At 59.1% G+C, this 11,985-nt stretch carries 7 protein-coding genes; 6 read left to right on the forward strand and 1 reads right to left on the reverse strand.

Annotation, left to right across the window (positions count from 1 at the left end):
• The first annotated feature begins 31 nt into the window (after positions 1 to 31).
• The 6 genes from LW884_00245 (at position 32) to LW884_00270 (ending at position 10,815) form a co-directional block, all read left to right on the forward strand.
• Entirely contained in the window at positions 32 to 1,219 is a 1,188-nt protein-coding gene (locus tag LW884_00245) for a hypothetical protein (protein ID MCE3006767.1), read from the forward strand.
• A gap of 132 nt (positions 1,220 to 1,351) precedes the next feature.
• Positions 1,352 to 5,917 carry a PAS domain S-box protein gene (locus tag LW884_00250; GenBank protein ID MCE3006768.1) on the forward strand — a complete coding sequence of 1,522 codons (4,566 nt, stop codon included), beginning with the start codon at positions 1,352 to 1,354 and terminating at the stop codon, positions 5,915 to 5,917.
• A gap of 72 nt (positions 5,918 to 5,989) precedes the next feature.
• The gene (gene ruvC / locus LW884_00255) at positions 5,990 to 6,610 is read left to right on the forward strand and encodes a crossover junction endodeoxyribonuclease RuvC (protein MCE3006769.1); all 621 of its coding nucleotides are present in this window, start codon (positions 5,990 to 5,992) and stop codon (positions 6,608 to 6,610) included.
• Positions 6,611 to 6,734: 124 nt separating this feature from the next.
• A complete protein-coding gene (locus tag LW884_00260; protein ID MCE3006770.1) occupies positions 6,735 to 7,442 on the forward strand; it encodes a porin family protein in 708 nt (235 codons plus the stop codon).
• A 138-nt stretch (positions 7,443 to 7,580) separates the two neighbouring features.
• Positions 7,581 to 8,789: a homoserine dehydrogenase gene (locus LW884_00265; GenBank protein ID MCE3006771.1), complete on the forward strand. Its 1,209-nt coding sequence runs from the start codon at positions 7,581 to 7,583 to the stop codon at positions 8,787 to 8,789.
• A gap of 133 nt (positions 8,790 to 8,922) precedes the next feature.
• Positions 8,923 to 10,815, forward strand: coding sequence for an ABC-F family ATP-binding cassette domain-containing protein (locus LW884_00270; protein ID MCE3006772.1), 1,893 nt, complete (start codon positions 8,923 to 8,925; stop codon positions 10,813 to 10,815).
• Between the two features lie 82 nt (positions 10,816 to 10,897).
• On the opposite strand, the gene LW884_00275 is transcribed toward LW884_00270, so the two are convergent.
• Positions 10,898 to 11,872, reverse strand: coding sequence for a polyprenyl synthetase family protein (locus LW884_00275; protein MCE3006773.1), 975 nt, complete (start codon positions 11,870 to 11,872; stop codon positions 10,898 to 10,900).
• Positions 11,873 to 11,985: the final 113 nt, after the last annotated feature.

The following is an 11,985-nucleotide window of genomic DNA, read 5'->3' on the forward strand; positions in this document are numbered from 1 at the left end:
TAGGGGAATTCTTTCCCCCCTGACTGATGAGATGAAACGACCCGATCGAGCTGATTTTTTCCTTTACCTGGCCGTGGGGCTACTCGTAGCTTATCTGCTGGGCCTTGCACTGGGCTGGCCCGGCCTATGGGCTGCGCAGCATGGAGACGAGGGCCACTACACCCGCAGCGCCCGCTACCTGGCTACGCAGCCCACAGCCGAGGGGCTGCGCACCTATCCCGAGATGAGCGGCCCCCTGCCATTTGCCCTCTATGGGGTCTGGGGTTCTCTTTTTGGCTGGGAGCTGCCCACCCTCCGGCTGCTCAGCCTGCTCGTAGCCTGTGCCAGCGGCCTGCTGCTATACAGCCTGCTGCGCCGGCTGCATGCACCCGGGTGGCCAGCAGTGCTGGCACTGGCCTGGCTGCTGCTAAACCCCTATTGGGCAGGCCTCAGCCTGTATGTGTATACAGACATGCTGGCCGTGCTCTTTTTCCTGGGTTCCATCTATGCGCTGGTGGGCGGTTCGTTTTGGGGCTTTGTGGCCTGCGCCGCCGGCGCGGCCCTGTGCAGGCAGTACCTGGTGTTCTGGCCGGTGGGGGTAGCCCTATGGGCACTTATCGGCGGCTATCGCCAGTGGCCCTACGGGTGCTGGGCCCTGGGGGCAGGGCTTAGCCTGCTGCCCCTGGCGCTGCTCATGCTATGGTGGGGCGGCAGCGCACCCGATAGCCAGGTGCGCACCTTCTACCTACAGGAATCGTTGCGGTTTCATGCTTCTTTTTTCTGGCTCTATGTGGCCCTGCTGCCCCTGTGGCTGGCACCCTGGGCCCTGCCGCAGCTGCTGCGGGCGGGTAATGCCGGTGCCTGGATCCTGAGCCTGGCCCTGGCGCAGCTGTACTGGGTGGCACCCATAGGCCCCGGCACCGCGGCCCTTGCAAAAGGCGAGCAGCAGGTGGGCCTGCTAGACCGGCTGCTGCTCCAGCTGCCCCCCACTGGCCGAGACATCATCTATGTAGCCCTGCTGGCCCTGGGCTTCCGCTGGCTGCTCATCCTGCTGGGCCGCATACGCCTGTGGGGCAAGCGACCCGATATGCGCAGCCTGCTGGTTATTGCCCAGCTTGTCTTCCTGGTGGGCATGTCTTTTTCCTACCTCTGCTGGGAAAAATACCTGCTGCCAGTGGCCCTGCTGGGCCTACTCATGCTGCTGCACCGCCGTACGGATACACATGGCGTGGAAATGTAGTGGCCGTATAGGTGCATAAAAAAGCAGGCATGCCCTATATTTAGAGGCCAGATTGCAGGCTGGCAGCGAAAGCTGCTAACTTTGGGGCATTTTGCAAATTCTCGGGCTAGCGGCCTATATCTACCTATATGTATGAAGGTAAGTAGAAACATCCTACTCGTGCTGGTGCTCATGCCCATACTGGCTATTGGCATGGGGGCATGGTTCTTCCTGAAAAGCCACGTGGCGCAGGAGGCACTACAGGCGGAGATAAAACAGGACCGGACCACCCTGGCGGATCTGCAGGCACTGCAGGCAGAGCTGAATAACCACATCGGCTACCTGCAGGTAGAGCTGCTGCAGCTACAGGTGCAGCAGCTGTATAGCAAGGATCAGGATAAGTGGGGCTTCTCTGGCAGCAACGACTTCAAGGCCAGTGCCCTGCCCAGCCCCAGCCGGGTACGCGCACTTTTTGACCCCGACCCCGACAGATTGGGCAACAACGACCGCATGGACGGCCTGAGTGCGGCCATTGGGCGTATGAACCGTGCCTATGCCGAGTTTAAACGGCATGTGCAGGCGGGCGACGACCTGCATGCCAAGGATGCCTATACCCGCAGTGTAGAGCAGCTGGAAAAGGCGCGTCCCTTTATCGACGGATTGATTCGCCTGAAGACAGCCCGCCTGCAGGAACGCCTGGACCAGGCCACAGCGCACACAGCCTCGTATCAGCAGCTGTTTTACGCCCTGGTGGGCGGTATTATCCTGCTTGTCGTGCTCGCATTTATTGTGGTCTCGCGCAGCCTGCACCGCCCACTGAAGCAAATGCTGAGCCGCATGCAGCGCCGGCAAAAGCTGAAGGCCGTAAACAATGAGCTGGGACAGATAGCCAGCTACGTAAACAGGGTACAGGCCGAGCTGGATGCCACTGAGCTGGCAGTAACCCAGGCGGCAGCTGGCCAGATCGAGTTTGCCATCCAGGAAGACCACCTGCAGCAGCGCCAGGTAACAGCCCTGCAGGAGCTGAAGGGCCAGTTTCGCCGCTTCGGTAGCGAGCTGCATGCCAAGGAGACCGAGCTGCGCCAGCAGCAGGAGCGCATACGCAAGCTGGAGGAGGGCATTGCCCAGGCCGAGGCCACCTACGAGGCCCACCTGGCCGCCATCCAGAGCCAGATGGCTGTGCTGGAATACGACCCCAGTGGCAGCGTACACCGGGTGAACGACTACTTTGCCCAGCTAACCGGCGTAGACCCAGCCGAGGTGGTGGGCCGCAATGGCGATGGACCCTACAGCCCCCATGAGGGTAGCCTGGCACAGATGTGGAGCACCGTGAGCAACGGTGCCAGCTGGAAGGGCATTATAAAGCTGAAAAGTAAACAGCACCCCAACGGACTGATGCTGGCAGCCACCGCCACCCGCCTGAAACAGGCCGGGCCAGATAACAAAGACAAGGTGATACTGGCCGGGGTAGACATTACCCGGATTGGCGAAGAGCGAGAAACCTTTGAGGAGAAGCTGAAGCAGGCTAACACAGAGCTGGAGGCGGCCAACCGGCAGCTGCAGCTAAGCCAGACAGAACTGGATGGCCACCGAAACCGCCTGCAAGAGGCCGAGGCGGAGCTGGCACAGCGACAGGCAGCACTAACCCAAGCCGAGCGGAGCCTGCAGCACAAGAATGAAGAGCTAGACACCGCCAGCGCTGCTGTAGACAGCGCCATCCACGAGGCGGAGCACAACCGGGCCCAGCTGGACCAGCTACAGCAAGAGCTGGAGCTGGCACGCCAGGAGCTGGAGCAGGCACGAGAGCAGGTGAGCACTGCCGAGCTGAACCTGCAGCAGTTCAATGCCGAGCATGAGCAGGTACAGGCCAATTTTGAGCAGCAGAAGCGACTGGAGCTACGCCTGGTACAGCAGCAGAGCGCCATGCAGGAGCTGACCCGAAACCACGACCTGAAGCAGGGCAACGTGCGAGAGGCCGTACGCACCGTTACCGAGGCTGCAGCATTTGCCCTGGACGTAGACCGTGTGGGCATGTGGCTCTTTATAGACAACGGCAGCCGCCTGCGCTGCCTGGATCTATTCATCAAAAAAGGCAATGAGCACAGCCAAGCACCTGACCTGCTGGAGAGGGACCTGCAACTGTTTTTTCAAAGCCTGAAGAAAGAGACCATACTGGCTGCCGGAAACCCCCGGGCTGAGGCCGCTACGGCAAATATGGTGCCCATCTATCTGGAGCCGTTTGGCATACAGCGTGTGCTGGCGGTGGCCGTGCGCCTGGGCGGAAACCATGTGGGGCTGGTGATGGCCGAGCATGCCCAGGCCCCGCATCCCTGGACCCTGGATGAGCAGAACTTTTTGCTAGCCGTAGCCGATGTGGTAAGCCTGGCCCTGGAGCAGGGCAACCGCCGCGCCATGGAAGAGGAGCTGCGCATGACCCTGGAAGAAAGCCAGGCCCTGGAAGAAGAGCTACGCCAGAATGCCGAGGAGATAGAGGCCACCAATGAGGAAATGCGCCGCACCCAGGTGGAGCTACGCGGCCAGATTGCTGCCCTGAACAATGCGGCTATCGTATGCGAAACCAACCTGGAGGGACGGGTAACCTATGCCAACACGGCTTTCAGCGAGATATACCGCTACGAACAGAAGGAGGTGCTGGGCAAAAACCTGAACATCCTGCAGAGCGGCATGCACGATAGCGACTTCTGGATGAAACTCTGGCACAACATCAGCCAGGGCATGGTGTACCAGGGCGAGATATGCAATAAGGCGAAGGATGGCAGCTTGATCTGGACGGATGTAACCATCACCCCCGTGCTGGGCATAGACGGAACCCCCTTTAAATACATCAGCGTAGCCTTTGACATTACCAGCCGCAAACTGCAGGAAGAGCAGATACAGCGTGCACTGGACATAGCCGTGCAGCAGGAAGAGCTGCTGCGCATGTCGTCTACCGAAATGGAAACGGCCAACACCGAGATGCGCCGCACCCAGATAGAGCTGGCCGGGCAGATAAATGCCCTCAACAATAGCTCGCTGGTATTCGAGACGGACATGGAGGGCCAAATCATCTACGTAAACGAAGCCCTGCTGCGGGTATCGGGCTACGAGAAGCAGGACCTGATCGGCAATCGATTCAACATCCTGCGGTCGGGCCGCCAGAGCGAGAACCTGTATCAAGACCAGTGGAAGAGCATCCTGAATGGCAAGATATGGCGGGGCGAGCTGGAGAATGTGTGCAAAGACGGCTCCTACCTGTGGTCGGTAGTAACCAGCACCCCTGTGCTGAATGAACATGGCGAGCCCATCAAGACCATACACGTACTCTTTGACATCACAGAGCAGAAGCAGCAAGAGTTCCGGCTGAAGAAGCAGCAAACAGCCCTCAGCAAGCTCAGCGCACACCCCGCAGTGAAGGAAGGTAATGTAGAGAAGGCCTTCGAAGAGATAGCCCAGATAGCGCGCGAAACCATGGATGTTACCCGCGCCGCCATCTGGATATTTAACGAGCAGCACGATATACTGGAGTGCCGCACCGTAAACCAGCAGGGCGAGCATGTGTATACCCCAGGTACACGCCTGGCTGCCGATCTGTACCCCACCTACTTCCACACCCTGGAGCGCGACCGCCTGATAGCTGCCCAGGATGCCCAGGAAGACCCCCGCACCCGCGAGCTGTCGCCCGGCCTGTTCGAGCCTGGGGATGTGAAGAGTGTGATAGACGCCGTAATAACCGTAGGGGTAGATATGGTAGGGGTGCTAAGCCTGGAGAGCAAGGCGCGAAAGCGTGCCTGGACCCTGGATGAGCAGAGTTTTGCCAACAGCCTGGCCGAGCTGGTGGGCCTGGTGCTAGAGCAGAAGGAGCGCATGCTGACCGACCGCCTGAAGGAGGCCTACGCAGAACTGGAACTAAAAAACCACGACATCGCCCTGCAAAAGGCGGAGCTGGAAGAAACCACCAGCTGGCTGAAAGAAAGCATCCGATACGCAAAACGGATCCAGCAAAACATCCTGCCCAGCAAGGCTTTCATGGACGAACACCTGGACAACTACTTCGTAGTATACAGGCCCAAGGACGTGGTGGGAGGAGACTTCTACTGGTTCGGCCAGATAGGCAACCAATGTGTGATGGTGGTGGCCGATGGTACCGGCCACGGTGTACCGGGAGCATTCCTTACCCTTATTGGCTACCTGCTGCTAAACCAGATTGTGCTGGAGAAGCGTGTGGTGCAACCCTCCGAAATTCTACGACTACTCCACCTGGGCGTACGCACCGCCCTGAAGCAGGATGAGGAGGAAGGCAGCAGCCGAGACGGATTCGATGTGGCGGTGTGCACCTTCAGCACCCGCACCTACGAGGTGGAGTATGCCGGGGCCAACCTCCCCTTCTATTACTACCAGGACTGGGAGATCCACGAGATTAAGCCCACCAAGAAATCCATCGGAGGCGAGCAGCTGGAGGAGGAGCGCACCTTCCAGAACCACACGATCCAGCTGCGCCAGGGCGATGCCATCTACATGTATACAGATGGTTTTGTGGATCAACTGGGCGGCCCGGACGAGAAGCGTTTTACCAGCCGCCGCTTTCGCGACCTCATCCTGCGCACCCAGCATGAGAGCCTGGGTACCCAGCGCGCCCTGCTGAACCTGGAGTGGAAAGACTGGAAGGAAGACCGCGAACAGCTGGACGACGTTACCGTTTTTGGTCTGAAGTTCAGCTAGGAGCACAAGGGTACTGGCACAGCCCGTGCCACAAAGCCCGCATCATTCCCCTTACACCCCCCCACCTGCCCGATGCCCAGCCCCCCGCCCGAACCTGGCCCCGCCCAGCTGCCTGCCGAGGCGCGCCAGCGGAACACGGACCGCATCATCCTGGGGGTGGACCCCGGCACGCAGGTAACAGGCTATGCCTTTATCCAGGTGGGCGGGCGGCACCCCCAGCTGCTGAGCCTGGGGGTTATAGAGCTGAAGAAGCTGGCAGACCACCCCATGAAGCTCAAGCGCATCTTCGACCGGCTCCTTGGCATGATCGAGGCCTTCCTGCCAGACGAGATGGCCATAGAGGCACCCTTCCAGGGTAAAAACGTACAGAGCATGCTGAAGCTGGGCCGCGCCCAGGGGGTGGCCATTGCCGCAGCCCTGCAGCGGGATGTGCCAGTGGTGGAGTATGCCCCCACCAAGGTGAAGATGGCGGTAACGGGCCGCGGGGCTGCCAGCAAAGCCCAGGTGGCAGGCATGCTGGCCCACCTGATGCCCGAGCTGAAGCAGCAGGGCCCCCTGCTGCCCGATGCTACCGATGCCCTGGCAGTAGCCCTGTGCCACTATCTGCAGAGCAGTGGCGGCCTGGCCAGCCCAGGCCGATACAGCGGCTGGGAGGCCTTTGTGAAGCAGAACCCGGGCAGAAAGCGCGGGTAGTGAACGATGCGTATTGCCCTACGCCCGCCAAGCCTGTAGCCCCAGCCACAAACTTCTTGCCCCACCACAGTTTGTGCCCGCTGGCTCCGGTGCGCAGCCTGTATCTGCGTATATTGTAGCCCCAATGCGTGTACATGCTTCTTTTTACTTGCTGGTGCTGGCTGCCCTGTATGGCACCGTTTGGGCACAGGCAGCGCCGCCCGCTACCCCGCGCAAGCAGCCCATGCTGCAGCTGGGCGTGGGCTTCTCTGGCGTAACCTATCTGGGCGACCACAACTACAGGAACGAATCCTATTATCGCATACACCCGGCGGCCCACCTTAGTCTGCAGTTCGATAACTACAGGCGTGTGAGCCCGCAGCTTAATTTTTCCTTTTCCCGCATCCGGGCCGAGAACCGAGACCTTGCCCCCCAGGCGGGTGTGCAGCCCAACACCTTCTTCAGTACCCGCTACTTCAGCCTCGATCTGCGTATGCGCATACGGTTCAACCGCCTGGGCCGCCTACGCCCCCACCTGGCCCCCGGCCTGGGCCTGCTGAGCTATACGCCGCAGGACCGAGTGGGCAATAGCCTGGCAAACCAGCTGGATACCCGCAAGGAGGGGGAGGACTATAGCAGCACCACGATCCTGTTTCCACTAAACCTCGGCGTTACGTATCGGCTAAACGAGCTGGTGTCGCTCGGGGCCGATTTCACCCATTTTCTTACCGGTACAGATTACTTCGACAATGTGGGCGAACTGGGCCCACGTTCGGGCAATGATCGCCTGCAGGAACTCAGTTTTACTGTGTACATCACGCCCAGCCAACGCGAACGCGCGGGCAGGCGCTAGGCGAACCTGATACAGCCTGTGTACGGCATTTTTTTGCTAGGTGCTTCCGTACAATTTGTGTAGTTTTGCCAAACTTTATTTTGAATAAGGTCGTATTAGAACAGGTGATACGATCCTTTGTTTTATATTTATGGCATTATGAGTCCTAAGAGAGAGATAAAAATCGGTTTATTTGGCTTTGGCGTAGTGGGCCAGGGCTTGTACGACGTATTGAGCAGCAGCAAGGGCATCCGCGCGGATGTGGTGCGTATCTGCGTGAAAGACCCCGCCAAACCGCGCCGCCTGCCCATGGAGCATTTCACCTTCGACAAAAACGATATCCTGCACGACGACCAAATCAACCTCATTGTAGAACTCATAGACAATGCAGACGATGCCTTTGAGATTGTAAAGGAGGCCATGAGCCGGGGAAAGGATGTGGTTTCGGCCAATAAGAAAATGATAGCCGAGCACTTTGCCGAGCTATATGAGCTGCAACGCAAGCACAACGTAAGCCTGATCTACGAAGCATCGGCCTGCGGCAGCATCCCCATTATCCGCACCCTGGAGGAATACTACGATAACGAACTGCTGAACAGCGTGCAGGGTATCTTCAATGGCACGACCAACTACATCCTGACCAAGCAGATAGCCGAAAATCTGGACTACAATACGGCGCTCAGGCAGGCTCAGGAGCTGGGTTTTGCCGAGAGCAATCCCTTTCTGGACGTGCATGGCTACGATGCCAAGTATAAGCTCTGCATTATTGCGGCCCATGCCTTTGGGCTGCGCGTGCCTGAGCAGGAGATTTTCAACTACGGCATTACAACCGTGTCGCCCTTTGATGTGCGCATAGCACGTGAGAAGAGCTACAAGCTGAAACTGGTAGCCCAGGCACTGAAGATAAAGGACAAGCTGGTGCTCTTTGTGCTGCCCATGATGGTGCCCAAGCATAGCCTGCTGTATAATGTAGAGGAGGAATACAATGCCGTACTGGTAGAGGGCGTGTTTTCGGACAAGCAGTTTTTTCAGGGTAAGGGAGCCGGAAGCTATCCAACCGGATCTGCCGTACTGTCTGACGTAAGCGCCACCACCTACGGCTACAAGTACGAATACAAAAAAGAAAACCAGCACAGCCTGACCTTTACCAACGATGCCGTGCTGGAGATCTACCTGCGCTATGCAGATGAGGCTACGCTAAAGCAGTTCAACTTCATCAGCATCCACGAGCGCCACAGCGAGGAGGACACCGGGTTCTACTACGTGGTGGGCTACATCAAGCTAAGCAGCCTGATGGCTATCCCCCGGCTGGCCGAACTGGATGCCTTTGTGGCCCTCACCCCGCGCTGCGACGTGCAGCTGGCGTGATTACAGAGGGCTTAAGGTAGGCCGTGTGCACCTCCGGTGTTTATCCCCCCCGCGCGCCTTGCTATATTCCCCTCCGAACAAATAGCGCCACCTGGGCATCTCCTTTGCCCTGGCTTTCGGCTATCTTTGGGCTATGGCAGTCAACCTGGTAAGCGCGGAGCAGTTAAGCAAGACCTATGGCGACAAGGTACTCTTTGAGGGGATAAACCTGGGCCTCAGCCAGGGCGACAAGGTGGCCTTGGTGGCCCGAAACGGCACCGGCAAGAGCACCCTGCTCTCTGTGCTGGCTGGCACCGAGGCACCCGATGCCGGCCAGGTAGTGTGGCGCAAGGGTGTGCGGGTGGGCACCCTGCTACAGGAACCAGAGCTGGACCCGGAGGCCACCGTGCTGGACTGCATCCTGTATGCCGACGACCCCGTGCAGCAGGCCATTCGGCACTACGAGCGGCTGATACACCAGGCCGTGCCCGACCAAGCCGCGCTAGACCAGGCCCTGGCCGAGATGGACGCACAGCAGGCCTGGGACTTCGAGGCACGTGTGCATCAGGTACTGGATGTATTCGGCCTAACCCCCCAGCTGGAAACCCCAAGTAGGCGCCTGAGTGGCGGGCAGCGCAAGCGCCTGGCCCTGGCACGCCTGCTGCTGAGCGAGCCAGACGTGCTGCTGCTGGATGAGCCCACCAACCACCTGGACCTGGACATGATAGAGTGGCTGGAGGCCTGGCTGCTGCGCACCCGCGCCACCCTGCTACTCATTACCCACGACCGATGGTTCCTGGATGCCGTGTGTAGCCGAATATGGGAGCTGGAGGGTGGCAGGCTAATCCCCTACGAGGGCAACTATGCCTACTACCTGGAGAAGAAGGCCGAGCGAGAAGCCGCAGAAAACGCCCAGCAAGACAAGATGCGGGCCTACCTGCGCAAAGAACTGGAATGGCTGCAGCGCCAGCCCAAGGCACGTACCACAAAGAGCAAGGCCCGCATAGACCAGTACCACGAAAAGAGCGAGGCCATGCCCAGCCGAAAGGCCGAGCCAGAGCTGCTATTCCAGATCAAGACCACACCCATAGGGGGAAAGGTGCTGGACTTCAAGAGTGTGCGCGTGCGGCTGGGAGACCGCCTGCTGATCCGTAAGTTTACCTACGCCTTCAAGCGGCAAGAGCGCGTGGGCATTGTGGGCAAGAACGGCGTGGGCAAGAGCACCCTGCTGCGCCTCATTATGGGCGAGATAGACCCCGAGGCCGGCAAGGTGGAAGTGGGCGAAAGCATTGTGCCAGGCTACTACCGCCAGGATGGCCTGGTGCACCGGCCGGGGCAGAAGGTGCTGGAGGTGATAACCGACATAGCCGAGAGCCTGCCACTGCAGAATGGCAGCACCCTGCCCGCCGCGCAGTTTCTCAACCGTTTCGGCTTCCCCTACGGGATGCACCGCACCGAGGTGGAACGCCTGAGTGGGGGCGAGCGCCGCCGCCTGCACCTGCTCACAGTGCTCATCCGCAACCCGAATCTGCTCATCCTGGATGAGCCTACCAACGACCTGGACCTGCCCACCCTGAACCTGCTGGAGGAGTTCCTGATGCACTACCAGGGCTGCCTGGTTATTGTGAGCCACGACCGATACTTTCTGGACCGGCTGGTAGATCACCTCTTTGTGCTGGAGGGCGATGGAGAGATCCACGACTTTAATGGAAACTACCAGCAGTGGCAGAGCCAGCGGCTGGCACAGGCAGAACAAAAGAAGATGCCCGAGCCAACCAAGGTGCGCGAACAGCCGGCGATAGCCGACGGTGGCCAGCCGGAAAAACCCAAGGTACGGCTCAGCTACAAGGAGCAGCGGGAGTATGCGCAGCTGGAACAGCAGATAGCCCTGCTGGAAGCCCGCGTAGCCGAGCTGGAGCGCCAGATGAGTAGCGGAGTGCTGGATCACGAAGCGCTGGCAGCCCTCAGTGCCGATTTTGTGGCCCAACAGAAGCTGCTGGATTCAGCTACCGACCGCTGGATGCAGCTGGCCGAGTATGCAGACTAGGTGCCGGGGGCGCGGAGAAGCAGGGGTGTGCCCCCGCTTTTGAACTGATGGCGGGTGCTTCGTCTTGTTCTGGCTACTGCGTCTAGCGTTCGCGCTCTATGGTGTAGTTCACCAGGTCGCGCAGGCTGGTACTGGCCGCCGTATCCGGAAACTCCTTCAGGATAGCCAGGGCATCATCGGCAAAACGGTGCATCATCGTTTCGCTATAGCTCAGGCCGCCTGCGGCTTCCACAAAGTCTACCAGATACTTTACCTGCCTGGGGTTGGTATTGTGGTTCTTCACAATATTAATCAGCTTTCGGCGCTCCATCCAGCTGCTTTTGTTCAGCGTGTGGATGAGTGGCAGCGTCATTTTCTTCTCTTTCAGGTCTATGCCCGTGGGCTTGCCGCTCTTGCTACCCCCGTAGTCAAAGAGGTCGTCCTTGATCTGGAAAGCCATGCCCACCAGCTCGCCAAAGTGTCGCATCTGTTCCACCGTATCCACAGGGGCCCCGGCACTGCTGGCACCGCTCTCGCAGCAGCTGGCAATCAGGCTGGCTGTCTTCTGCCGGATGATCTCGAAATACACAACCTCATCTATATTCAGCCGCCGGGCTTTTTCTATTTGCAGCAGCTCACCCTCACTCATCAGCTTCACGGCCTTGCTGGTAATCTTCAGCAGGGTATAGTCATCGTGCTCCAGGCTCATCAGCAGCCCGCGGCTTAGCAGAAAGTCGCCAATAAGGACGGCAATCTTGTTTTTCCAGAGCGCATTGATGCTGAAGAAGCCCCGGCGCTCATTCGCATCATCCACCACATCGTCATGAATCAGGGTGGCGGTGTGCAGCAGCTCAATGAGGGCGGCCCCCCGGTAGGTGGCAGGCTGTATGCCGCCGCACAGCTTGGCACTCAGCAGCACAAACATGGGTCGCATTTGCTTGCCCTTGCGCCGGATCATGTAGTGCATAATCTTGTCAAGCAGCAGTATACGGCTCTTCACCGCTCCCCGAAAATGTTCTTCAAACTGCTCGAGTTCGTCCAAAATCGGAGCCTGTATGTCTTCCAGCGTAAGGCCCATGCGCCGGCAAAATTACGGGCTTTTTCCCCTAGTTGCCAACCCGTGGGTTCACTTATATCGGCTTGGTACGAACAGAAACAGGCATATTTGCGTTGGTTTCTCCTGTAGCTCGT

The organism is Bacteroidota bacterium (assembly GCA_021300195.1).
In the GTDB taxonomy this organism is placed as follows: domain Bacteria; phylum Bacteroidota; class Bacteroidia; order J057; family JAJTIE01; genus JAJTIE01.